The sequence below is a fragment of the Kineothrix sp. MSJ-39 genome (assembly GCF_018917935.1).
In the GTDB taxonomy this organism is placed as follows: Bacteria; Bacillota; Clostridia; order Lachnospirales; family Lachnospiraceae; genus CAG-194.
In genome coordinates this window covers 25090-51033 of the sequence record NZ_JAHLPN010000015.1, presented here as the reverse complement: position 1 = coordinate 51033, position 25944 = coordinate 25090, and the positions used below count along the sequence as shown (strand labels likewise).

General features: G+C 44.8%; 22 protein-coding genes. 19 read left to right on the top strand and 3 right to left on the bottom strand.

What is annotated here, in order from left to right:
* The first annotated feature begins 4 nt into the window (after nt 1–4).
* From KQI22_RS10220 to KQI22_RS10185, 8 genes are all read left to right on the top strand, one after another.
* Nucleotides 5–3532 carry a DUF5717 family protein gene (locus tag KQI22_RS10220; protein ID WP_216551972.1) on the top strand — a complete coding sequence of 1176 codons (3528 nt, stop codon included), beginning with the start codon at nt 5–7 and terminating at the stop codon, nt 3530–3532.
* A gap of 16 nt (nt 3533–3548) precedes the next feature.
* Complete coding sequence (locus tag KQI22_RS10215) at nt 3549–5606, top strand: DUF5716 family protein (RefSeq protein ID WP_216551970.1); 2058 nt, start codon at nt 3549–3551, stop codon at nt 5604–5606.
* An 11-nt stretch (nt 5607–5617) separates the two neighbouring features.
* Entirely contained in the window at nt 5618–6802 is a 1185-nt protein-coding gene (locus tag KQI22_RS10210; RefSeq protein ID WP_216551968.1) for a hypothetical protein, read from the top strand.
* Between the two features lie 112 nt (nt 6803–6914).
* Nucleotides 6915–7565: an amino acid ABC transporter permease gene (locus KQI22_RS10205; RefSeq protein ID WP_022005502.1), complete on the top strand. Its 651-nt coding sequence runs from the start codon at nt 6915–6917 to the stop codon at nt 7563–7565.
* A 9-nt stretch (nt 7566–7574) separates the two neighbouring features.
* A complete protein-coding gene (locus tag KQI22_RS10200) occupies nt 7575–8330 on the top strand; it encodes an amino acid ABC transporter ATP-binding protein (RefSeq protein ID WP_022005503.1) in 756 nt (251 codons plus the stop codon).
* 108 nt (nt 8331–8438) lie between these two features.
* A complete protein-coding gene (gene purF / locus KQI22_RS10195; protein WP_216551966.1) occupies nt 8439–9863 on the top strand; it encodes an amidophosphoribosyltransferase in 1425 nt (474 codons plus the stop codon).
* Nucleotides 9864–9879: 16 nt separating this feature from the next.
* Entirely contained in the window at nt 9880–11331 is a 1452-nt protein-coding gene (gene purB / locus KQI22_RS10190) for an adenylosuccinate lyase (RefSeq protein WP_216551998.1), read from the top strand.
* A gap of 264 nt (nt 11332–11595) precedes the next feature.
* Nucleotides 11596–12483 (top strand): LysR family transcriptional regulator, encoded by an 888-nt coding sequence (locus KQI22_RS10185; RefSeq protein ID WP_216551996.1) that lies wholly within the window; start codon nt 11596–11598, stop codon nt 12481–12483.
* Between the two features lie 8 nt (nt 12484–12491).
* Here KQI22_RS10185 and KQI22_RS10180 read toward each other — a convergent pair whose 3' ends face one another.
* Nucleotides 12492–12860, bottom strand: a complete 369-nt coding sequence (locus KQI22_RS10180; RefSeq protein WP_022005507.1) for a DUF5684 domain-containing protein — start codon at nt 12858–12860, stop codon at nt 12492–12494.
* A 198-nt stretch (nt 12861–13058) separates the two neighbouring features.
* The gene (locus tag KQI22_RS10175; RefSeq protein WP_216551964.1) at nt 13059–14369 is read right to left on the bottom strand and encodes a M18 family aminopeptidase; all 1311 of its coding nucleotides are present in this window, start codon (nt 14367–14369) and stop codon (nt 13059–13061) included.
* Between the two features lie 299 nt (nt 14370–14668).
* On the opposite strand from KQI22_RS10175, the gene KQI22_RS10170 reads away from it, so the two are divergent.
* The gene (locus KQI22_RS10170) at nt 14669–15973 is read left to right on the top strand and encodes an adenylosuccinate synthase (RefSeq protein WP_216551962.1); all 1305 of its coding nucleotides are present in this window, start codon (nt 14669–14671) and stop codon (nt 15971–15973) included.
* 38 nt (nt 15974–16011) lie between these two features.
* Here KQI22_RS10170 and KQI22_RS10165 read toward each other — a convergent pair whose 3' ends face one another.
* Nucleotides 16012–16320 (bottom strand): hypothetical protein, encoded by a 309-nt coding sequence (locus KQI22_RS10165; RefSeq protein WP_022005510.1) that lies wholly within the window; start codon nt 16318–16320, stop codon nt 16012–16014.
* A 231-nt stretch (nt 16321–16551) separates the two neighbouring features.
* On the opposite strand from KQI22_RS10165, the gene KQI22_RS10160 reads away from it, so the two are divergent.
* From KQI22_RS10160 to KQI22_RS10115, 10 genes are all read left to right on the top strand, one after another.
* The gene (locus KQI22_RS10160) at nt 16552–18042 is read left to right on the top strand and encodes a protein kinase domain-containing protein (protein WP_216551960.1); all 1491 of its coding nucleotides are present in this window, start codon (nt 16552–16554) and stop codon (nt 18040–18042) included.
* Nucleotides 18043–18143: 101 nt separating this feature from the next.
* Complete coding sequence (locus tag KQI22_RS10155; RefSeq protein WP_216551958.1) at nt 18144–18650, top strand: SEC-C metal-binding domain-containing protein; 507 nt, start codon at nt 18144–18146, stop codon at nt 18648–18650.
* 24 nt (nt 18651–18674) lie between these two features.
* The gene (locus KQI22_RS10150) at nt 18675–18908 is read left to right on the top strand and encodes a hypothetical protein (protein ID WP_022005513.1); all 234 of its coding nucleotides are present in this window, start codon (nt 18675–18677) and stop codon (nt 18906–18908) included.
* Between the two features lie 99 nt (nt 18909–19007).
* The gene (locus KQI22_RS10145; protein WP_216551956.1) at nt 19008–19322 is read left to right on the top strand and encodes a DUF1540 domain-containing protein; all 315 of its coding nucleotides are present in this window, start codon (nt 19008–19010) and stop codon (nt 19320–19322) included.
* Between the two features lie 63 nt (nt 19323–19385).
* Nucleotides 19386–21449 carry a hypothetical protein gene (locus KQI22_RS10140; protein WP_216551955.1) on the top strand — a complete coding sequence of 688 codons (2064 nt, stop codon included), beginning with the start codon at nt 19386–19388 and terminating at the stop codon, nt 21447–21449.
* 153 nt (nt 21450–21602) lie between these two features.
* Nucleotides 21603–22946: an MATE family efflux transporter gene (locus tag KQI22_RS10135; protein WP_216551954.1), complete on the top strand. Its 1344-nt coding sequence runs from the start codon at nt 21603–21605 to the stop codon at nt 22944–22946.
* Nucleotides 22947–23209: 263 nt separating this feature from the next.
* Nucleotides 23210–23707, top strand: coding sequence for a translation initiation factor IF-3 (gene infC / locus KQI22_RS10130; RefSeq protein ID WP_022005517.1), 498 nt, complete (start codon nt 23210–23212; stop codon nt 23705–23707).
* A 70-nt stretch (nt 23708–23777) separates the two neighbouring features.
* On the top strand, nt 23778–23975 hold the full coding sequence (gene rpmI / locus KQI22_RS10125) for a 50S ribosomal protein L35 (protein ID WP_022005518.1): 198 nt from the start codon (nt 23778–23780) through the stop codon (nt 23973–23975).
* A 22-nt stretch (nt 23976–23997) separates the two neighbouring features.
* The gene (gene rplT / locus KQI22_RS10120) at nt 23998–24354 is read left to right on the top strand and encodes a 50S ribosomal protein L20 (RefSeq protein ID WP_022005519.1); all 357 of its coding nucleotides are present in this window, start codon (nt 23998–24000) and stop codon (nt 24352–24354) included.
* 86 nt (nt 24355–24440) lie between these two features.
* Nucleotides 24441–25886: an aminoacyl-histidine dipeptidase gene (locus tag KQI22_RS10115; RefSeq protein ID WP_216551953.1), complete on the top strand. Its 1446-nt coding sequence runs from the start codon at nt 24441–24443 to the stop codon at nt 25884–25886.
* The last annotated feature ends 58 nt before the right edge of the window (nt 25887–25944 follow it).

Sequence of the window (25944 nt, the reverse complement as noted above, 5' to 3'; positions counted from 1 at the left end):
TTCTGTGAACAGAATCGAAAAATATCTGAATCTGGAAAAGACAGGCTTTGCATGGGAAGATGATCTTCTGCTGTTTACGCCAAACAGATTGACAGGCGCGGTAGGAGAAAATGAAAAACAGGAAGATCATATACAGATCAGTTCCCGGAAAGGGAAAGAAATTTCCTGTGTATTTTATTCAAGCCATTACAGAGTCCAGTGCCTGGATCAGGGCTTTGTAGGCAGAGAGGGAAAGTTACCGTATTGCATCGATACGACAGGACTGAATGCAGGCGATGAGATCCGCGGCGAATTCAGTATTCTTTCAAATTTCGGTGAATACAGGGTACCGTATCAGATCACGGTAAAGCCTGTGATGATGACGGATGAGCTGGGGGAAATGCGGAATTTGTTTCATTTTGCCAATCTTGCCAGAGTTGACTTCGCGCAGGCGGTCCGCCTTTTTTATACAGAAGAGTTTCAGCGTCTCTTTGTGGGACATGACAGGCAGTATTACAACTTGTACAGAGGATTATCCGTATATCCGGGCAATGCTCACAATGTAGATGAATTCCTGATCGGAATCCATAAAAAAAGTGCCATGGTGTATGAGGTAGCCGAGGACAACCTTTTGTTTGGCAGAAATGCACAGGGAGAGGAGCAGATTGAGCTGCACCGGAAAGGCTGGGGCTATACGGATATTACCGTAACAGCCAAGGGGAAATTTATCCACCCGGAAAAGGTGCATTTAACGGAAGAAGATTTTGAGAAAGATATCTGTGCATTTCCTTTCACGATTTTACCGGAGTATTTTATCGAAGGGGATAATTATGGCAGTATTACCTTTACAAGTGACAGTGGCAGTGTGACGGTACATATCATGATTCCAAAGCAGAAGCAGCAGGAGAATGAGAAGCAGACCGCGGACAGACAACGCAGGAAACTGCTTGCAAGGCTCATGCGTCTGTATCTGGCATATCGGATGCAGCCGCAAAACAGAACGGATACCCTGAAAGAGGCGGAGAAACTTGCAGAAAAGCTGAACAGCGGTTATGGCAGGAGTCTCGAAAACCGCCTGTATCAGGTGCTGATCTTATGGCTGCAGCAAAGAGAAAACGAAGCAAAATGGGTATTGAACCATGTGGCGCAAAGCTATCTGCGCGGGGAGATCGATGCAGTGCCTTATGCGGCATATTTATATTTGCGCGGCCAGATCTGTCAGGAGGAAGATACTGCAGAAGAAGCCGGACAGGAACTTTTAATGCTGCAGGAGGAAAGACCGGAGGCTTACCTGCCTGCCTGTCTGTATAGCAGGATCCAGCCGGATGCGGAAAGCAGAGACGTCTTTTCTGTACTGGAAGCGCATTTTTATAGAGGAGCGGACAGCCCGGTGCTTTTGCAGACTGCGTTTTCACTGGTGGAGAAAAGTCCTTCCTGCCTGATGAAACTGGAATCTTTTGAAATACATATTCTTTGGTTTGCGATCAAATACGGTGTTTATACGGAGTCACTTGCAGAAAGGACAGCGTATCTGGCAATGCGCAGAAAAGAAATGGACAGACCGCTTTACTGTCTGTTGGCCAAAAGCTACCGGCTGTACGAGAGAGAAGATACACTGAAAGCAATGTGTACCTTGCTGATCCGCAGCGGAAAAACAAAAGGATTTGGCAAGTGGTACGCATGTGCACTGGAGAAGGATCTTCGTATCACTTCTTTATACGAATACTATATGATGGCAACGGAGCCGGGTCAGCTGCCGCCTAAAAATGTTCTCTTATATTTTGCGTTCCAGTGTGATCTGCCGGAGGAACGGAAGGCAGCCCTTTTTGCCCTGATCCTAAAAAATCAGAAACAGCTTCAGGATCTGATGCCGCATTATGAGCCGCAGATCGAAAACTTTGCATGGGAACAACTGGAAAAGGGAAATATCAGTGAGCCATTGGCAACTATTTACCGGTATGTATTTCAGGATCCGCAAAAGCTGCAGGCGGCGAAAAAGGCACTTTTGCAGGTGGCATTTACCCATCGGATCAGCACAAAAGCAGAGAATGTCTGTCGTGTGATCCGTGTACAGGATAAGCTCAAGCAGGAAGAGCAGATACCGCTTGTAAAGGGGATCGCTTATGTATCCTGTTATACGGATGCTTATGAGATTTTTTTAGAGGATGAAAACGGAAACCGTTATCAGGACAGCAGTCTGTACGAAGATAAAAAGCTGATGAATGCGGAACGTATCTTTATGCGCCAGGAGGCAGAAGTGTCTGCCGCACCATTGATGTTATATGCAGAATCACTGGAAGCCGGTGAGAGGCATGACGAGGATCAGACTGTTATGATCTGCAACCGTCTGGTCGCATCGGATGAGATTGAAACGACATATCGAAAACAGCTTGCGGAAAAGCTGATGGAAATTTATTACAGGCGGGATGATCGGGAAAAACTGGAGACATTTTTGCAAAGCTGCGATCTGGCAACTTCAAGTTTGCAGCAACGGGCACAGATCCTGCAATATATGCTGTATTGTGAAATGGATGAGCAGGTAGAAAAGGCACTTCTTACCTATGGATTTGAAGGTGTGTCCCCAAAGCTGCTTGCAAAGTTTATCACAAGGCATTTACAGAAAGATGACAGTTATGATGCAAGCTGGCTGGCGCTGGCACTTTATACTTTCCGGAAAGGGAAATATACACAGGAGATGCTGGCTTATATCTGTCGTTATTATGAAGGCGGCAGCAGACAGATGCAGGAGATCATGCAGGCCGCCCTCCGGTTTGACACAGATGTGCTGCAGCTTTCCGAACGGATCCTGCTCGCAGCAATATTTACACAGGGAATCGGCGGCGGACAAAAGGAAGCATATGCTTACTATGTAAAGTATCGCAAAAACAGCGGGCTTGCCCATCAATATACGGATTATATAGTATACCAATATTTTGTAAAACAGCATCCGGCGCAGGCAGAAGTATTCACAGTGCTGGAGCAGTATCTGGCAGAAGAGCAGTGCAGTCTTCTTTCTAAGATTGCTTATTTGCAGTATATGGCAAAGGAAGAAACCACATATACAAAAAAACAGGAAGAACTGATCCGCGATCTGGTAGAGCAGGTCATGGAAAGAAGAGGGTATTTACCGTTTTTCCGAAGCTTTTCCGGTTTTATCCCGCAGCTTCATCTGTATGCGGATCTGGTGTGCATGGAATACCGGACGGAACCCGGTACTAAAGTAAGCCTGCACTATCTGGGAGACGGTGGCGGGGACCGGTACAAGATCAAAATGCTTTCGGAAGTGTGTGAGGGCTATTATGTGAAACGTTTTGTCCTGTTTTTTGGGGAAAAGCTGCAGTATTATGTGACAGAAGAAAAAGACAGCACCTGGCAGCTGACGGAGAGTGGTTGCCTGGAAAATAATGAAGCAGCACCGGAAACGGGAGAGAGCAGATATGAGCTGTTAAATGATCTGTTCCTGAGTGCTTCCATGGGAGATGAACGGACAAAAAATGATTTTGAACGGGAGTACATCAGACAGGATCTTGTAGCAGGGCAGCTATTCAGATAGAAAGAGAAGGAACAAAATGGAACTTGTAATAGGCTGTGATATCAATGAATATTATGTGCAGTTTTCCTATGCGGAGGAGGGAAAAGAACCGGTCATGCCTGATTTCCCCGGTGTCACACAGGTTGAGACAGCACTTTGCAGACGGGAAGGCGTGAACCAGTGGTACGAAGGAACGGAAGCGGTAAAACGTGCATTGGCTGGAGAAGGGGCGCTTGCAGAGCATCTTTTTTCCCGGATGCTTCATGAGGATACGATCAGGCTTTCCGACAGTGAATATCAGCTGACAGATCTTTGCAGCCTTTTTTTGGAGCACACATATACAGCGTTTGTCAGAAAAGTCGGGGAACAGCTTGGAGAGGAGATAACGGTTCGGGCACTTGTACTGACCGGACGGATCGATCCGGGGGTACATTATGGTAAATTGCAGGAAATCGTAAAAAATCTGCCGGTAGAGGATATTTCCTTCCAAAGCCATGAGGAAAGTATCTTTTCTTATCTGGTGCATCAGCCCAGAAGGCTTATGGGATACGAGACACAGGTTCTGGATCTGACTTCGGAGCAGCTCGTGACATACCGTGTGGAAATGAACCATAAAACAAGACCTGTTGTCGTGAGTATAGAGACGACAGAAACGGATCTTTATAAAAAGAAACATTATGCATCCATCATGGAGCATGACAGAGAACTTGCAAAACTGGATCAGGAACTGGCGGAATATATGCAGGACTATACGGCGGGCAGGATCGTAACAAGTCTGTATCTGATCGGCGATGGATTTCACGGAGACTGGTATCAGGAAACGCTCAAGGTGATCTGCAGAAACCGTAAGGTGTTTGCGGGAGACAACCTGTTTGGAAAGGGTGCCTGTTTTGCAGCAGCGGAACGGATCTGGAAAGGAGAAGCATCGGAAGATTTCCTGTATCTGGGCAAGGATATGCTGCAGTATAATGTAGGGATCAGGCTGTATGACAAAACGGAGGAGATCTACTGCCCGCTTTTGGATGCGGGGACAAACTGGTATGAGGCGGCAGGCAGTCTCGCTTTTTATATAGAAGATACAGATGAGATCCGGCTGCAGGTTGTACCGATCCGTGGAGGGAAAAAAGAGATCGTGATCGGTTTGGACGGACTCAAAAGATCATATCGAAGCTGCCTTCTGGAGCTTGCTTTTTCCATGCAGGATAAGGAAACCTTGGAGCTTACGGTGCTGGATCATGGATTTGGCAGTTTCTTTGCACCTGTCAGGGAACCGTTTACAAAAGCAATCCGTCTGGCAGAGCTGCCCGATGCTGATGAGAAGGAAAATGCATGTTATGTCTGCATAGGACAGAGGCTGCAAAAGCCATATCAGATCGCCATGCATACAGATATTTTTTCTATGGAAGAGTTGTGTTATTATATTACGGTACATGCGGACATGCTGGATCAGGGGTTTATGCGGGAAGATCTGGCAGATGCAGTGGAACAGATGGAACTTTTTGATCTGGCAGGAAGCTTAAGACAGCTGTTGCATTTTCAGGGGAGTCTGCATACCTTCTGCCGGATGGTATTGGAAGAAGCGGCCTATGTTTCTGCTGATAAAATGACGGAGCTGATGGAAACACTGACGAAAAACGAGACATTGACACCGCTTAAGAGAAAGCAGAAGCAGGCAGACGGTCTGTACTCACAAAAGGCATATATGCAGGCGATCACGCTGTACCGGGAACTTTTGCGGGAAGAGACGGAGCAGGAAAACAAGGCGGTATTGCTTGAACAGATCGGAAAATGTATGGCACAGCTTTTTGAATACGGGCTTGCGGAAGCGCAATTTATGGAAAGCTACCGGCTTGGCAGAAAAGAAGCGCTTCATCTCTATTTGCTTTGCAGAAGAATGCAGATGACAAAGGAAGAATTTGTCCGCTTTATTACGGAGCATGAAGCATATTATGAAAGTGCGCTGACTGTAGAACAGGAATATGAAAGTGCGTTGCAGACAGCGGAAGATACATTGAAGCAGATGGAAGGGCTGCCTGATATGGACAGTCTCCGGGAAACATATCGTGTCATGATGGAACAGCCGGAATCTGTATAGGGGAGTAAGCAATGAAGTTTTGGAACAGATTGTTTAGACGCAGAAAAAAGAAAAAAGAAGAACTGCCGGATGAAGCAGACGGAGCAGCATATGGACTTACGGAACATGAAACGGATCTGGAGGATGAACAGCAGCGGACAGGTTATGTGGAAAGTCTGCTGACACAGATCGCTGATGCGCAGAAGCAGATCAGCGAGTGTGAAGCCGAATACGCCATGGTCGATCTGTATCTGAAGGACATGGAACTGATCGATTATATTTCCGGTGAAGACAGGGAGAAGCTGGAAGACTGTGCAAAGGCAGTGCATCTGTTGGAAGAGGACAAGAGCCGGTATGAGAAAAAGAAAAGACATATGTCCGATGCAGATTATGCAAAAATGGAGCGCCTGTCTGAGGATGCGCATGACAGCCTGACGCGCCTGCAGGAAGCGGAACAGTATCAGGAAGCAATCCGAAACGATCTGAGCAGACTGGAAAATGAAAAGCAGGCATGTCTGTTCAGAAGGCAGGAAGCAAAGACGGCAATGGAAAACCTGCGTGGCATGGCGGTTATCACGACAGCGGCGGTCTTTTTCTGTATCGTGATCCTTTTGATCATGCAGTTTGCCTTTGAAATGCAGACACAGATGGGCTATATTCTGACGGCAGCAGTCTGTGCGATCGCACTGGTGGCAATGTATATGAAATATATGGATGCAGCACAGGAGGACAGATTGTCTTCAGGCAGTCTGAACAGAGTGATCCTTTTGCAGAACCGTGTGAAGATCCGGTATGTCAATAATACAAATCTGTTGGATTACTATTATCTGAAATTCGGTATTTCCTCCGGGGAGGAGCTGAAAAGTCTGCTGGAGGCTTACCAGGCGGAGCAGGTGGAACGGAAAAAGCTGGAGCAGACGATGCAGGAGCTGTCCTTCGGACAGGAAGATCTGATCCGTATCCTGAAAAAATATCGTCTGCATGATCCGATGATCTGGCTGCATCAGACCGGTGCGATCTTAGATTCCAAGGAAATGGTCGAGGTAAGGCATGCTATGATTCTGCGCAGACAGCAGCTTAGAAAGCAGATGGAATTCAACACCGATAACGCGGAAAAGGCACAGGAGCAGATCAAAAAGCTGGTAACGGAGTATCCGAAATATGCAGCACAGATTCTGAAAATGGTTTCTGCCTATGAAGAAAAAGCAGAAAGCTGAGAAAAGCGGATTGACAGAGTATGGCAGGAATGGTACCATTACACCGTGTTTGATTTACTATGGTAAAGTGCTACTACGATAAAATATCAGGGTTTTACATAAGGAGAGTTTTATGAGTTTTGGAACAATGCTTGGGCAATTAGCTACGGGGATGCTTGTTACAGGAGAGATTTTTTTCCTGACACTGTTATTTTCGCTTCCGCTCGGACTGGTTATTTCTTTTGGACGCATGTCAAAAAACGGTCTGCTTCGGACGATCACAAAAATCTATATTTCCATCATGCGCGGAACGCCGCTTATGCTGCAGCTTATTGTAGTTTATTTTGCGCCGTATTACATATTCCGCATCCGCATTTCATCAGGATATCGTATGATCGCGGTCATCATCGGATTTGTATTAAATTATGCAGCTTATTTTGCGGAGATCTACCGTTCCGGTATCCAGTCCATTCCGGTAGGACAGTATGAGGCTGCCAAGATCCTCGGCTACAGCAAGGGACAGACTTTCTTTAAGATCATTCTGCCGCAGGTCATCAAGCGGATCCTGCCCGCTGTGACAAACGAGGTCATTACGCTGGTTAAGGATACCTCCCTTGCATTCGTACTTGCCGTGACGGAAATGTTCACACTGGCAAAACAGGTGGCAGCAGCACAGACAACGATCGTACCGTTGATGGCAGCAGGTGTGTTTTATTATCTTTTTAACCTGCTTGTTGCATTTGTCATGGAAACACTGGAAAAGAAAATGGCTTATTACAGATAGGAGAAAGATATGATTTTATTGGAACTGAAGCATTTAAAAAAATCCTTTGATGAGCTGGAAGTCATCAAGGACTTCTCTCTTTCTGTAAAGGAAGGAGAAGTTGTTTCCATTATCGGGCCTTCCGGCAGCGGAAAATCAACGATCCTGCGCTGCCTGACGATGCTCGAGCAGATGGATGACGGCGAGCTTTCCTATCTGGGAGAGTACGCGGCAAAAAGTGAAAACGGCAGATGTGTTTATGCATCCAAAGAAAAACTGAAACAGATCCACCATTATTTCGGGCTTGTATTCCAGAATTTCAATCTGTTTCCGCATTACAGCGTTTTGAAAAATATCATGGATGCACCTGTCAGTGTAGATAAGGTGCCAAAGGAAGAGGCAAAGAAGCGTGCGCGTAAGCTGATGGAGCAGCTTGGACTTTCCGAAAAGGAAAATGCTTATCCGTATCAGCTTTCCGGCGGACAGCAGCAGCGTGTATCGATCGCAAGAGCACTGGCGCTGCAGCCGAAGATCCTGTTTTTCGATGAACCGACAAGTGCGTTGGATCCGGAGCTGACAGGGGAAGTTTTAAAGGTCATCAAAGAACTGGCAAAAGAAAAGATGACAATGATCATCGTGACACATGAAATGCAGTTTGCAAGAGAGCTTTCCGATCGTATCATCTTTATGGAAAACGGTGTCTGTGTACAGGAGGGGACACCGGATGAGATCTTCCATTCCGAAAATGAAAGAGTCAGAGACTTTATCGGCAAATTTGTAGGATAGCTGATTGCACTTTGCAGCGGAAACGATTATAATGTTTTTTGTTTATATACAATTAGGGAAGGTAAGAGATACACCAGACAACAATCTTTTAAGAAAGTGGAGAAAACAATGGCAGAATTAGAACACTTAAAGGAAGAATGCGGCGTATTCGGCATGTATGATTTTTCAGGTGGCGATGTCGCAACAAGTATCTACTACGGATTGTTTGCACTGCAGCACAGAGGACAGGAAAGCTGTGGCATTGCTGTCAGTGAAACAAACGGCCCAAAAGGAAAGGTTTCCAGTCATAAGGATATGGGGCTTTTAAATGAAGCCTTTACCCCGGAAGTGCTGGAGAAATTAAAGGGAGACATCGGTGTCGGACATGTCAGATATTCGACCGCCGGCAGTTCAACCCGTGAAAACGCGCAGCCACTTGTCCTGAATTATGTCAAAGGAACACTGGGACTGGCGCACAACGGTAATCTGATCAATACACCCCAGCTGCACAAAGAGCTCGAATATACAGGAGCCATTTTCCAGACAACGATCGATTCAGAGGTCATTGCCTATCTGATCGCCAGAGAGCGTCTGAATTCCAAAACAGTAGAAGAAGCGGTCGGACGTGCCATGAAGAAGCTGAAGGGTGCGTACTCTTTGATCGTTATGAGCCCGCGTAAGCTGATCGGTGCGAGAGATCCGTTCGGATTCCGTCCGCTTTGTATCGGAAAACGTGATAATGCTTATGTACTGGCATCTGAGACCTGTGCCCTTGATACGATCGGTGCAGAATTTATCCGGGATGTGGAACCCGGCGAAATTGTAACGATCTCACCGGAAAAGGGCATTGAATCCGACAAGAGCTGCTGCATTTTAAAAGAGCAGCATGCAAGATGTGTTTTTGAATACATTTATTTCGCAAGACCGGACAGCCTGATCGATGGCTGCAGCGTCTATCATTCCCGCATTATGGCAGGTAAATATCTGGCAATGGACAGTCCGGTGGAAGCGGACATTGTAACCGGTGTACCGGAATCCGGTAACTGTGCTGCAATGGGATATGCCATGCAGTCAGGTATTCCGTATAATACTGCTTTTGTAAAGAATTCCTATGTCGGAAGAACCTTTATCAAGCCAAAGCAGAAAAACAGGGAAAGCAGTGTACAGATCAAGCTGAATCCGATCAGAGAGGTTGTTGATGGCAAACGTGTCATCATGATCGATGATTCGATCGTCCGCGGAACAACTTCCGACCGTATTGTAAAGCTGCTGCGTGATGCAGGTGCGAAAGAGGTGCATGTCAGGATTTCCTCACCGCCGTTTTTATGGCCGTGTTATTTCGGAACCGATGTACCGGCGAGAGAACAGCTCATTGCCTATAACAGATCTGTGGAAGAGATCAGGCAGATTATCGGAGCGGATTCCCTTGCCTATCTGTCTTTGGACAGACTGCCCGACATCGTAGGCGGCAGAGAGATCTGCACCGGCTGCTTTACCGGGAAATACCCAATGGAACCACCGCAGGATGATATCCGCGGAGAATTTGATGAGTAAAGATGAGGAGAAAGAGATGAGTAATGACAGATATGTAAGCCCGCTTTCAGAGCGTTATGCCAGCAAGGAGATGCAGTATATTTTTTCGCCTGATAAGAAATTCAGAACATGGAGAAGACTCTGGGTTGCACTTGCAGAGACAGAGATGGAGCTGGGATTGTCCCAGGATGGCAAACCGGTCATCACACAGGAGCAGATCGATGAGCTGAAGGAGCATCTGGACGACATCAATTACGATGTGGCAAAGGAACGCGAAAAACAGGTCAGACATGATGTAATGAGCCATGTATACGCATACGGACAGCAGTGCCCGAAGGCAGCAGGTATCATCCATCTTGGCGCAACATCCTGCTATGTCGGTGACAATACCGATATCATTGTCATGGCAGAGGCGCTGCAGCTTGTTAAGAAGAAGCTGGTCAATGTGATCGATGAGCTTGCAAAATTTGCGGATAAATATAAAGAGCTTCCGACACTGGCATTTACCCATTTCCAGCCTGCACAGCCTACAACAGTCGGCAAACGTGCCACACTCTGGGCGCAGGAATTTGTTATGGATCTTTCCGATCTGGATTATGTGGCATCTACCTTAAAGCTGCTCGGTTCAAAAGGCACGACAGGTACACAGGCATCCTTCCAGGAGCTGTTTAACGGTGATCAGGAAACGATCGACAAGATCGATCCGATGATCGCAGCGAAAATGGGCTTCAAGGAATGCTATCCGGTATCGGGACAGACCTATTCCCGTAAAGTTGATACAAGAGTCTGCAACGTACTGGCAGGTATCGCAGCATCCGCACATAAGATGAGCAACGATATCCGTCTGCTGCAGCACTTAAAAGAAGTGGAAGAGCCTTTTGAAAAGAATCAGATCGGTTCCTCTGCAATGGCATATAAGAGAAATCCGATGAGAAGTGAGCGTATCGCGTCCTTATCCCGTTATGTGATGATCGATGCTTTAAATCCGGCGATCACTTCCGCAACACAGTGGTTTGAACGTACACTGGATGATTCTGCAAATAAGCGTCTTTCCATTCCGGAAGCGTTTCTGGCGATCGACGGTATTTTAGATCTCTGCCTGAACGTAGTAGACGGTCTGGTTGTTTACGACAAAGTTATCACAAAGCATCTGATGGCAGAGCTTCCGTTCATGGCAACAGAAAATATCATGATGGATGCAGTCAAGATGGGCGGAAACAGACAGGAGCTGCATGAAAAGATCCGTCAGCTTTCCATGGAAGCAGGAAAGAATGTAAAGCAGGAAGGCAGGGACAACAATCTGCTTGAACTGATCGCTGCGGATGACAGCTTCCCGATGACACTGGAAGATCTGCAAAGCAGCATGGAGCCTGCAAGATATGTAGGCAGAGCACCGATCCAGGTAACCAAGTTTATCGAGCAGGTACTCAGGCCGGTACTGAAAGAAAATGAAGCTCTGCTTGGCGTAAAAGCAGAGATCAACGTATAAAGTACGAAAGACAAAAAGAAAGCGGTTTCCTGAGGGGGTGGAAACCGCTTCCTTTTTTCTTATGAGGGATTCATGAAAAAATATAAAGAGTTGAAACACTTATCAAAGATGAGAGGGTTGAGGGGTTTTCTTCATCTCTGATGCTGTTAGTATATTTGGAAAGTGTGTTCAATTTGTGTTTTAATTTTTAAAAAAATATGAATTATATTAAGAAAATAGAAAACTGCCTGAAATGCTGGCAAAAGATATATGGAGAGAAAGATGATGACGACAAATCTGGAATATTATAAAGTGTTTTATTATGTAGCGGTCTGTCAGAGCATGACACTTGCGGCGGAAAGACTGATGATCTCACAGCCGGCGGTCAGCCAGTCAATGCGCCAGCTTGAAAAAGCACTGGATACAAAGCTGATCGTCAGATGTGCCAGAGGGATCCGCCTGACCCCGGAGGGAGAAATACTGTTTTCCTATATCAAACAGGGATATGAAGAAATGCAGCAGGGAGAACAGGTGCTTTCCAAACTGAAAAATCTGGAATCGGGCGAGATCCGGATCGGTGCTTCCGATATGACACTGCAGTTTTACCTGCTTCCGTATCTGGATCTGTTTCACCAGAAATACCCGGCGATCAAAGTACATGTCACGAACGGCCCGACCCCCGAGACATTGATGTATCTGAAAGAAGGTAAGATTGATTTCGGTGTTGTAACGGAGCCCTTTGCAGAAGATGAGACAATGGACATCCAGGTCGTGCGTGAGGTGGAGGATATCTTTGTGGCGGCGCACCGCTATACCCAGTTGAAAAATCATATGGTTGATCTGCATGAGCTGCCCGATTATCCGGTTATTTTTCTGGAAAAAAATACAAGTACAAGAAAATATGTCGATCAGGTGCTGGAAAAACACGGTGTATCCTTAAATCCTGAATTTGAACTTGCAACGTCTGATATGATCGTGCAGTTTGCTTTGAGAAATCTGGGGATTGGATGTGTGATGCGCGATTTTGCGCAGCCCTATCTGGAAGAAGGAAGGCTGTTTGCGCTCCGTTTCCACCAGATGCTGCCCAAGCGGCATATGTGTGTAGTAACAAATAAGCAGCTGCCAAAAAGTATGGCAGCTGCCCGTCTGTTAGAATTATTAAGATCTGAATAAGCGGTAGTTTACTGTGGACCGATGTATTCGGAATCGCCGAAACCAAGGATCATGTAGAAGATCGGTTTCAGGAAAAGAATACCGAAGCCGAAGCCTGTGCCCTGTCCGTAAGCTTTTGCCATCTTGAAAGAAAGCATGATATCAAAGATGAAGCCAACACAAGGAACAAAGGTCAGTAAGAATAACCAGCCTGTGCCCCAGCCGATGTCGTACACGCAGTAGAGGTTGTAAAACGGAATCAGGCTTGCCCAGCCCGGTTTGCCGGCTTTCTCAAACATCTTCCACATACCGATCACACATGCAATGTAAAATACCAGTATGAAAAGATAGTAAGCAGTACCAATGCCTGCCCCTACAGCAGAATAATAATTGTCCATGTGAATTTCCTCCCTTATAAGAATGTTTTCCTATAGCTTATCATATGAATAAAATCATGTCGACGTTATCTGATAAATAAAATCTTAATTCTTTATAAATTTTTTATATTTGCTTAATTTTTTAATTTAGAAATGGTGCAGATTGTACTATAATGTCTCATATTGTATTGCATATTTACCGCATGGCTCCTTTCAGGGTCAGCCACGGAACATCTGCGCAGCAAGCGCACATAAGGCTTCCTGGTCAGTGCATGCCATGAGTTCTCTGGCGGAATGCATGGAAAGAATCGGAACGCCTGCATCAACACACGGGATTGCCAGCTTGGCGGATGTAATGCTGCCAAGTGTGGAGCCGCCTCTCTGATCGGAGCGGTTCACAAATTTCTTGTATGGAATGTTGTGCTGTCTGCAGATGCCTTCGACCACACTGACATAGGAAGAATCTGTTGCATAAGACTGTCTGGCGGATAATTTCAGTGCAACACCGTCGCCGAGACAGATCTGGCAGGTCGGATCATTTTTATCCGGATAATTCGGATGTAAGCCATGGGCAACATCCAGAGAAAGACAGAGCCCCTCTGCGATCGTGCAGGAAAGCATTTCCTCCGAAAAACCGAGCGCAGCAAAGATGCGCTTTAACAGATCCATTGTCATGACAGAGCCTGCGCCCTGTTTGGTAGCACTGCCGATCTCCTCATTGTGATAAAAGGCGGAAATGCAAATATGATCTTCTTTGGTATCAGCATGCAGAAGGGCGGATAAAGCAGCCTGTACACTGGAATAATTATCGATGCGCGGGCAAGAGAAAAATTCGCCGTTCAGCCCGACTTCTGCACCGGGATCCGCATTGTATAAAAACAGCTCATAGTCCAGAATGTCTTCTGCCCTGCAGCCTGTGAGCAGCTCCAGATAGTGCAGAAAATAATCGGATTTTTCATCTGCTCCAAGGCGTGCTACAAGCGGCAGAAGCTGGAGCTGCGGATTAAGCTGTATGCCCTTGTTGATCTCCGGATTCATATGGATGGCAAGTCCCGGAATGACAGCAACCGGCTTCTTGGAGTCGATCAGATGCGTGACCGGATGGAAAGCGTCTTTTCCTTTTGTACAGACCTTGCCTGCAATGCCGAGCGGTCTGTCCAGCCAGCTTGTATATACAGCGCCGCCATACGGCTCGATATTGAGTTTGCCATAGCTTTCCTGTGTCAGCTCAGGCTGTGGTTTTATCAGAAAAGACGGCCAGTCTGTATGCGCCGTGATCATACGCAGCTTTGGCAGCTTTTTGCCTGCAGAGACTTTCTTGCCGACCGTAAAGGCAATGCAGGTTGCGTCGTAAAGATCGATATAATATTTTCCGCCGGGTGTAAGGGAAATCGGCTCATTTTTGGGAAGTGCAAGAAAGCCGGATTTCTTGAGCGTGTCCTCGCAGTATTTACAGCAGTGGAACGGGGAATGGGCACTCTGAGACAGTACGGAGAGTGCATCTATGGCGGATCGTGTATTTGTTTGCATGATAAATCTCCTTCATTAAAAATAGGTATTACTAGTCAACGGATAGAGGTAATAAACCTTCTGACAGTATGATTCATTATAGTAGAAATTATCCGTGATTTCAATGAATGTCCGGAATCTCCTGCGGAAAAAACTATTTACTTTACATAAGACTGACAAATAAGTATATATTATGGCAAATATAAAAAATATTGATTTTACTTATGAATCAATATAGTATATACTATATCTGTATCAAAAAGGGACTGCCTGCGGGCAGTTTGATTTTTAGAATTTCTGCTAAAAGGAGAATGTGAACTATGGTAAAAGCAGTTGTAGGCGCTAACTGGGGCGACGAAGGAAAAGGTAAGATTACAGATATGCTGGCAAAAGAGGCAGATATCATCATCCGTTTTCAGGGTGGAGCCAATGCCGGACATACGATCGTAAATGATTACGGAAAGTTTGCACTTCATACATTACCGTCAGGTGTGTTCTACGGACATACAACAAGTATTATCGGTAATGGTGTTGCACTGAACATTCCGGTTTTATTCAATGAAATGAAATCTATTACAGACCGCGATGTGCCAAAGCCGAAGCTTCTGGTTTCTGACAGATGTCAGATGGTGATGCCATATCACATTTTATTTGATCAATATGAAGAGGAACGTCTTGGCGGTAAGTCATTCGGTTCCACAAAATCAGGTATCGCACCTTTCTATTCCGATAAGTATGCAAAGATCGGTTTCCAGGTAAGCGAGCTGTTTGAAGATGAGGACGAGCTGAGAGAAAAGGTTGTCCGTGTATGTGAGACAAAGAATGTTTTACTGGAGCATTTATATCATAAACCGCTTTTAAACCCGGACGAACTGATGCAGACACTGAAAGAGTATAAGGAAATGGTAGAACCTTATGTATGCAACGTTTCCTTATATCTTGACAAGGCGATCAAGGAAGGAAAGAACATCCTGTTAGAGGGTCAGCTTGGTACGTTAAAGGATCCGGATCATGGAATTTACCCAATGGTAACTTCTTCTTCCACACTGGCAGCTTACGGTGCAGTCGGTGCAGGTATCCCGCCATACGAGATCAAGCAGATCGTCACAGTCTGCAAGGCATATTCTTCCGCAGTCGGCGGTGGTGCATTTGTATCCGAGATCTTCGGAGACGAAGCAGATGAGCTGAGACGCCGCGGTGGTGATGGCGGTGAGTTTGGTGCAACAACAGGACGTCCGAGAAGAATGGGATGGTTTGACTGTGTTGCTTCCAAGTACGGCTGTCGTCTGCAGGGTACAACAGATGTTGCATTTACGGTTCTGGATGTACTTGGTTATCTGGATGAAATTCCGGTATGTGTCGGTTATGAGATCAACGGAGAAGTGACAACAGAGTTCCCTGTAACACATGATCTGGAGAAAGCAAAACCGGTTCTGAAAGTATTACCGGGCTGGAAAAACCAGAGAGAAGATATCAGAGGTATTAAGAAGTTTGAAGATCTGCTGGAGAACTGCCGCAAGTATGTGGAATTTATCGAAGAACAGATTGGTTACCCGATCACAATGGTAAGTAACGGACCGGGCAGAAATGATATCATCTACAGAGAAAGTCCACTGAAGAAATAATAGATAAAGAGTATACGAAAAAACACCAGATCCCGAATTCAGGATCTGGTGTTTTTTTTGGAAAGCGTCACTTGTTCCGCTTCTTCTTTCTGTTTCTGGTCCTTGATGGCTTTTGTGGCAGGCATATTGTCAAAATCGGCAATGGTATGCTTGTTTGTCAGCTTGCCGTACATCCAGATGTAAAGCCAGAGGATGATCGGAATGAAGATCGTTGCAAACAGACTGACCTTGAACATTCTGCCCGCGCCGTCGAAATTGAAGATGGCACAGATGAGTGTGATGATATAAAGAAGTACCAGAGCGGCGATTCCGATGATCGCCAGAATACGTTGCTTTTTGGAATACATATAACAGAATCCTTCCTTTCGATATCGGGCAGCATAAAAACAGAATAAAGCTGTAATACGGATCATTCGGTTAGTATGCCTGAAATAATAATTGTATTGTACTATACTAACATAGAAAGCTTCTGTGGTCAAAAAACAAATCGTGCATGGCAAAATAAACAAATAGCAACAGGGACTGTTGTTTAATGCACGCTGCAATGCTATACTAAGGAATGCAAAGGAGTTTGGGGTATGAAGAAGAAAATAACAATAGAAGCGCATCTGTTACAGCCGGGGATGACACTGGCAGACAGAAGATACCGGATTGATTCACTTCTGGGGAATAACGGCATTATGGTTACCTACAAAGGTTATGATACATTCCGTAAAAAAGTAGTTGTCATCAGGGAACTGTTTCCTGTTGATATCGTGGAAAGAGACAGGCTGCATGACTATCATCTGGACTGCAAGAAGCTTTCCGATGAAGCTCTGTTTGAATCCATGAAGGAGCATGTGATCGGCCGGGCAAAGAAGCTGATCCGTATGTATCCGGTGGAAGGGATCGCCAATGTACTGACTTTTCTGGAAGAACGCGGAACTGTATACAGCATAGAAGAATATGTGGAAGGCATGACGCTTGACAAGTATCTGTTAAAACGTCACAGTGCCAAGTTTACCGTAGAAGATCTGATGAAGCTGCTCGCACCTGTCATACAGACTCTGGCAAAACTGCATCAGGACGGCATCTGCCATCTGGCACTTTCGCCGCAGCAGATCATGGTGCTGCCAGACAGGAAGAGCGTAATTGTCGGCTTTACCAATCCGATGGAGGATATCGCTGCCCCGCAGCTAAAAGATCCGGGCGTGCGGCAGGACGGTTATGCGCCAGTAGAGCTTTATCTGCCGGAAGCCAAGAGAAGCAGCAAAACAGACCAGTATGCCATGGCGGCTATTTTGTACCGCTATGTAACGGGAGAAAAACTGCCGGCTTATTATGAGCGGATCAATGAAGAAAAGGAAAGTACACCGCCGCAGCAGATGCAGACACGGATCATGGATTTCCAGAGTGAAGCCATCATGAAGGCGGCTTCTATTTATGATTTTGACAGATACGAGGATCTGGAGACGTTTCGGAAAGCACTTCTGCCTTCCGATATGGATATGGATTCTCTGTACAGTGAGCAGGAGACAACCAAAACACTGAAACGGAAACCGTTCTGGTATGCATATGAGCAGAAAAAGCTGCACCGGTATTATGCGGTGATCGCCGCCCTTTTGCTTGTGGCAGTTATTGTGCTGGGGCCGCGGCTGTATCAGGTAGGACTGGATATCAGGATCAATCATTTTTATGATAAATTTAACAACACTTCCTTATATGAACAGTGTCAGATGCTGGAAAATCTATCCAAAAAGCAGAGACAGCATTACACGAATGACTACGTGGATATGGACAGTACGCTGACAGATGAAGAACGCTCCAAGGCAATGGAAGCCAAGTATTATGATTTCCAGTTAAATAAATATGTGCTGTATGATAAGGTGGATCAAAGCCGGACATATTATGAGTATATGAAGATCGATCTGCGTGACGGTTATGCATGGGTGGATTATAACAGCGATACGACAAATACACATACGGAGATCCGTTTCCCACAGGAAAAAGACGGAAGCTACTATGTGCAGATCGAAACCGTAGATGAAAAGGGAAATCGGAAAAACGAGACAGTTTATGCAAAGCCGTAAAAAACCTTTGAAAAATAGGGCAAAATAGTATATACTGTCTTGGTATATAGCAGGCAGAGCCTGCAAGAACGAATGGAAGAAGAAATAAGGAGTATACAAAAATGGCATTATTAGAACAGTGGCGCTCTATGGCGTATTCAGAAACAGCAAACAAGGGTGACTTAAAAAGACTCTGGCAGAAATATTTTCTGAAAGAAAAAGAAATTTATGCACAGCTTCTGGAAGATCCTGATACAGAAGTAAAGGGCACAGTAAAAGAACTGGCTGAAAAATATAATGTAGATATCATGACAATGACAGGCTTTCTGGATGGTATCAATGATTCTTTGGTAGAAGCAAATCCGATCGAAGAGATGGAAGAAGATACACCTGTCAGCTTAAAGTTTGACAAAGCACTTCTGTACAAAAACATGGTTGGTGCAGAAGCTGATTGGTTATACGGTCTGCCACAGTGGGAAAAGATCTTCGATGAGGAAACAAGAAAAGCACTTTACAAAGAGCAGAAGAGCTCTACAACGATCGTAAAAGAGCAGAAGATCTATCCTAACGATCCATGTCCTTGCGGAAGTGGCAAGAAATATAAAAAATGTTGTGGAAGAAATAAATAAGTGCCGGAAGGCAGGAGGTGACATATGCTTCAATTTAAAAAAATGGTAAAAGAAAAAATGGAGCTTTTGTTTGATGGCGAGATCACATTGTTAAAGACAGATTTCTGGCTGGCTGCACTTGTCATCTTCTTACTCGGTGTATTGTATGGTCTCATGAAGGCACCTCTCACACATGGCATTACAGTAAGCTGTGGCAATAATAATGGCAATACATGGCTGCCGGATGATCTGGAAGAAGATTTTGATGAGAATGAATAATTCGGAAAAGTCAAAATGCTTTTAAACAGGGGTATCGTATAAAATCACATGAAAAAGCACATACTACTTCTACGGGAAAACCCGGAAGGAGGAAGAAAAATGGTTACTTTAAAATGTGATGTGCGTACCTGTACCTATAACAAAGAAAACTGCTGCTGCAAGGGCGATATCAGTGTCGGTGGAAAAAACGCCTGTGATTGTTCGCAGACATGCTGCGATTCCTTTAAAGAAGCAAAGGGCGATCAGTACCTGAGTGCTTTGGAGCATCCGAGCAAAATGATCGATATCGACTGTGAGGCAGTGAAATGTATTTATAATTCCGATTATAAATGCAACGCCGATAATGTAAAGATCGGTGGAAGCAATGCCTGCGATTGTCAGCAGACAAGCTGCGCAACCTTTAGAGAACGATAAAATGAAGGCATACGGGAGCCCCCTTTCCATGTGAAAGGGGGGTTTTCAATAGGGGGAATACATATGGAGAAGATAATCATATTTTTATTGTCACTGTTTGTTTTAACGGGCTGTGGCAGAAAAGAGGTCACATTTGATACCACCAAAGAGGTGACAACGGCTTATACAAGTGAAAAACTGGATGTTTCTGATCTGCCACCCATCACAGGTATGTGTGGTGATGAACAATATGTATATATAGCCGCTTCGCCATTGAGAACAGATGAGAAACAGAAGATTTATCCTGAGATTTACAGGATAGATAAAAATAATGAGGTAAAACAGCTTTCCCTGCCTTTTGAAAAAGAAGGAACTGTATATGCGCTTTCCAATATATCAAGTTCTAATGAAAAAAGCACATTTGCTCTGCTATGGAGATATCAGGATCAAGATGGGACAGCCGCATATCAGATTATGATCTGTGATGAGGAAGGAAACGTAGACCAGACGATATCTTTACAGGAAATATCAGAGGAATTGGAAGCGGGGGTATTTGGTCTGCAGGCATTTGATGGTGGGTTCTACATAGCAGGTGCCAATTCTGTTTTATCGATTGACCAGAATGGTAAGAAAAAAGAGGATGTCTGTCAGGGGATGATCTTAGGCTTTACCGGTACTGAAAATGGGATAGCATGTCTTAGACTTTCGGAAAGCGGAATGTCTGTTTATGATCTGAACGAGAAAAAAATAATCTATCTGTTGGAAGACAGGGAGGAGAATGGGGATATGCGTGCCCTGCCGTCTGATCATACCTTGCTTTTATGTGCCAATAAGCTGTGGCATGTGGAAAATGGAACAGCAGCTTTAGTCTTTGCATTGGGAGATATAGGAATGAACAGCGAAATGGTGCAGACAGTCTGTGAACTTCCGGATGGCACGTTGCTTTTGGCTGCAAGGGATGGACTTGATATGAATGCAAATCAGTGGATTTATATTTGCCGTGTAGCAGGAAAGAATGAGAATACAGAAGGATTGAAGAAAACAGAGCTTGTACTTGGCGGGGGATCGATCAGCAGAGAATGTAAGCTGGCGGTAGCCGCCTATAATATGCAGCAGGATACGGTACAGATCACAGTCAAAGAGTATGGAACAGATGAAGCAGGTGAGAAGCAACTTTCCATGGCACTCACAGATGGGAAAATAGATCTTTTATTTTCAAGCTACTTACAAGATATGGAACAGTATCAGGGAAGTTTGGAGGATCTTTCCGGGGTGTATGAAAATATTGCAATGACAAAATCTGTTCGTGAGGCACTTACAGAGGCGGGAAGCCGTTATGTGATACCGGGATTTAGAATGCGCACATTTTATAAGCGGGGGAATAATGGAAAATTGTATCTTTATGGTGGAAAGGAAGAAGTATGCAATAGCTTCTTATATGCGGATGTAAAAGGAATTCTGGACGAGGAAAATAAGAAGGTAGATACAAACCTCTTAAAAGAATATATAAAGACTATGGAGGAGATGCCGGAGGCGGAAGAAAATACGTCATTACCGGAGCTTTTGAAATCAGATAAGCCAATCTGTGGTGTGACAGAGATCAGTGAGCCAAATGATTATATGGGGATTTATCTGATGGGAGAACAGGCAGTGGACTACACCGGATTTGAACAAAAAAGCAGCGGGCAGTATGTAAATGAGATCGTTCCAATGGGTGTTTATGGGATTGTACATGGAAGCAAACAGGAAGAGGAATGTGCAGACTTTTTGTACTATCTGACCGGAGAGGAATATCAGATAAAAAATGCGTATCCCGATTATTTCCCTGTCAATGAAAAGGCACAGCAGCGTATTTGGGATATTGTATCTGCGACGAAAGAAACAACACTGCCTGATGGCACGCAGGTGAATCCATATCGGTGTGAGGTTACTTACAATGATTACGAGGTGGTCGTGGAAGCGCTGGATCAGGAACAGCTGCATAGCATAAAAGCATGGCTGGATATGCCATGTGTTTTATATCCGCAAAAAAAGAAATATGTTGAACTGATAGAAGAGGAAGTGATAAAATATCTGGAAAAACAACAAAGTCTTTCAGACACATTGGAATATATAGATAAACGTGTATCGATTGTGTTGGCAGAGTAAAGCTTTTGGAGAATATCATGAAAAACAAATGGATAAAGATCGAAGCGGAATACATAACATCACATATGTGTCAAAAATAGCATAAATCTTATATAAAAAACTACAATTCTTTCTATAATGAAGATAAGAAATGAATTTGACAGGGAGGATTTTATGCAGACACAGAATGACAAAAGTATTTATAAACAATTATTACATATTGTGGCACCGATTTCTTTTCAGTACCTGATGGCATCCTTTGTCAGTGCATCAGATGCGTTTATGCTTGGCTTTCTGGATCAGGATTCTCTGGCGGCATCTTCCCTGGCAACACAGATCCCGTTTGTATACAGCCTGTTTTATGGGGCGTTCGTATTCGGCTTTAATGTTCTGGCTGCCCAGTATTGGGGCAAGGGAGATAAAAAATCTGTAGAAGAGATATTGACGATCGCAATGCGCTATGCACTGCTTGCCGGTATACTGTTTTCCGTCCTGACAGCCTGTATTCCCGGGCAGATCATGCGTATTTTCACGGCAGATCCGGTTCTGATCGAAAAAGGTGCGGTATATCTGCGGACAGTATCCTTATCTTTTGTGCTGACAGGCTTTACACAGATCTATTACGGTCTGTTAAAGGTATGCGATCATGCAGGGCTAAGCTCCATGATAGGCTCTTTGGCAGTTGTACTGAACATTGTATTAAATGCGGTATTTATCTTCGGATTTGTCGGTATGCCTGCAATGGGGATCGCAGGTGCAGCACTTGCCACTGTATGTGCGAGGATCTTTGAAACGATCGCCGTTATCATTGTCGTTACAAAATATAAATGTCCGAAGCTCGGTAATATGCTTGTGATAAAGGACAGACAAATGCATAAGGACTACTGGAAATATACAACGCCGCTATTGGTCAATCAGATCGGCTGGGGCGGCGGTGTGACCATGTATTCTGTTATTATGGGACATATGGGAAGCGATGCAACCGCGGCTAACTCTATTGCCAGCATTGTGCGTACGATCATTGCCAGTCTCTGTTGGGGAATCGCAGCAGGCGTTTCCATTATCATCGGGCAGACACTGGGACAGAATAAGCTGGAGGAGGCAAAGAAGATGGGCGGTAAATTTGTCCGTCTGTCGATCTGGATCGGGGCAGCTTCCGGTCTTGTGATCCTTCTGTTGATCCCACTTGTACTGCGCGTGATCACACTGACGCCGCAGGCAATGTATTATCTGAAGTTCATGCTCTGTATGGCGGCTTATTATATCATCGGAAATTCTTTGAATTCTACGATCATTTCCGGTATCTTCCCGGCGGGCGGCGATACAAAGTTCGGTATGATCTGTGACGTTGTCACACTCTGGTGTTTTGTCGTTCCGCTTGGTATGCTGGCAGCTTTTGTCTGGCATGCACCGGTGCTTATCGTTGCATTTATCCTGACACTGGATGAATTTGTGAAGATCCCGGCTGTATATATCCACTACATGAAATACAAATGGGTAAAAAATATCACAAGATAGTATGCTGCGATTGAATTTGATAGCACAAAAGCAGAAAATGGTGTTGACACCGGTTCTCTTTTGTGCTATTCTCTTTAAGGTGTTTGAAACACGTAAAGAAAGCAGAGTATCCACTCTCACCCTGAGGCAATCGGGCTGTCAGGTGTTTATATAAGAATGCAGCGATAAGTTTTATATTCGTTTTCATTTTTTGTCATGAGTGGATGTTCCCACTCATTTTTTTATTTTGATTCTTATGGAGGTGTATCACTATTAGCGAATTAATGATTAACGAACAGATCAGAGACAGAGAGGTACGTCTGATCGGAGAAGAAGGCGAGCAGCTTGGCGTCATGTCTTCAAGAGAAGCACAGAAACTGGCAGATGAGGCAGGCCTTGATCTGGTAAAGATCGCACCGACAGCAAAGCCGCCGGTCTGCAAGATCGTTGACTACGGTAAATACCGTTACGAACAGGCCAGAAAAGAAAAAGAAGCCCGCAAGAAACAGAAAACCATTGAAATCAAAGAAATTCGTTTATCTCCTAATATTGATACAAACGATCTGAATACAAAGATCAATGCAGCGAAGAAATTCCTGACAAAGGGTGATAAAGTAAAAGTTACACTTCGTTTCCGTGGCCGTGAAATGGCACATATGAATGCAAGCAAGCATATTCTGGATGATTTTGCCGAAGCACTGACAGAGATCGCAGTTGTGGAAAAGCCGGCAAAGGTAGAAGGCAGAAGCATGACAATGGTGCTTGCAGAGAAACGCTCATAAAAAGCTTTTAACTTGAATTTGCGGATTTAAGTTGAAATAGATTTTCTAAAGTTGATAGGAGGAATTTAAAATGCCAAAGGTTAAAACAAACAGAGCAGCAGCAAAACGTTTCAAAGTGACAGGAACAGGTAAGTTAAAAAGAAATAAAGCTTATAAGCGTCATATCTTAACAAAGAAATCTGCAAAGACTAAGAGAAATCTTAGAAAACCTGCAATGACAGATGCAACAAATGTTAAGAACATGAAGAAGTTAACACCATATTTATAAATCGTAAGGAGGAAGCATAGAAATGGCAAGAATCAAAGGCGGAATGAACGCAAAGAAAAAACATAATAGAGTATTAAAACTTGCAAAAGGTTACAGAGGAGCAAGATCTAATCAGTATAGAGTTGCAAAACAGTCTGTAATGCGTGCACTGGCATCCTCTTACGCAGGACGTAAAGAGAGAAAGCGTCAGATGAGACAGCTTTGGATCGCTCGTATCAATGCAGCAGCAAGAATGAACGGTCTTAGCTACAGCAAATTCATGTACGGCTTAAAGCTCGCAGAAATCGACATCAACAGAAAGATGCTGGCTGAGATGGCTGTGAATGATGCAGAAGGCTTCAAGTCTTTAGCAGAAATTGCAAAATCTAAGATTGCATAATGGACATCCTATAGGGATATAAATAAAGAACATCGGAGTATTCCGGTGTTCTTTGTCGTATATTTAGTAAGGAGTGAAAGAATAGTATGTTAGAGAATTTAGAACCGAAAAACGTCTTTTCGTTTTTTGAAGAAATAGATCAGATCCCGCGGGGATCAGGCAATACGCAGAAGATCAGCGATTATCTGGCAGAGTTCGCAAAGAAAAGAAATCTGTTTTATATACAGGATACGCTTGGCAATGTCATCATCAAAAAAGATGGGACAGCCGGTATGGAAGAAAAAGAGCCGGTCATCATACAGGGGCATATGGATATGGTTGCTGTAAAAGAGCCGGATTGTGAGAAAGATATGGAAACGGAAGGATTGGATCTGGCTGTGCAGGGCGACTATGTCTACGCAAAAGGCACAAGCCTTGGTGCAGATGACGGTATTGCAGTTGCATATGCGCTGGCACTTTTAGACAGCAAAGATATTCCGCACCCGCCGCTTGAGGTCATCATCACGGTAGATGAAGAAACCGGTATGTTTGGTGCACAGGGGATCGATCTTTCCATGCTGCAGGGAAAGAAAATGCTGAACATCGATTCCGAAAAGGAAGATGAGCTGACCGTGGCATGCGCAGGTGGTCTGCGTGTATATGCAAACTGGCAGGTCGCTTATACAGAAATCGGCGATAAAGAGCAGTATGTTGTTACTGTATATGGTTTAAAGGGCGGTCACTCCGGTGTAGAGATCGGTCTTGGCAGGGCCAATGCCAATAAGCTGCTCTGTGAGCTTTTGTATCTGATGGAGCGTGAGCTGGATGTGCGTGTGATCACAATGGACGGCGGTACAAAGGATAATGTCATTCCACACAAAGCAAAAGCACAGATCGCCTGTGGAGCAAAGGAAGAAGAACTGAAAAAGCTGATCGGCGTTGTGGAAAATTCCTTCCGCGAGGAATGGGCAAAGAAAGAGTCCGGTTTACAGATCAGACTCGAAAAAGCAGAAAAGCAGTATGAAAAAGCGATCGACGCATCTGATTTCTTCCGTGTCATGTCCTTCTTTTTGGAAGCACCGAACGGTGTGCAGGCAATGAGCAGGGATCTGCCGGGACTGGTAGAGACTTCCCTGAATTTTGCAACGCTGCATATGGAGCCGGAAGAGGAGGTAAAAGCCGGTTTTTCTCTTCGTTCCAGCAGCAGTACGGCAAAGCAGGCGTTGAAAGAAAAACTCTGCAATATGATCGCTGAAAGCGAAGGCGAATATGAAGCAAACGGAGAGTACCCGTCCTGGGAATATAAAGAGAACTCAGAACTGCGCGAGCAGGTAGTCCGCACTTATAAGGAAGTGCTGGGGAAAGAGCCAAAGGTATTATCCATTCATGCAGGACTGGAATGTGGTATCTTATCGCAGAAGATCGAAGGACTCGACTGTGTATCTTTCGGGCCGAATATCGACGATATCCATACGACAAAAGAAAAACTCAGCATTTCTTCCACCCAGCGGATCTGGGAGCTTTTGAAGAAACTGATGCAGATGGATGCATAGTTATTTTGAAAAACCTCCACAGGATTCCGGCAGACGGGAAAACATGGATGGACAAAGT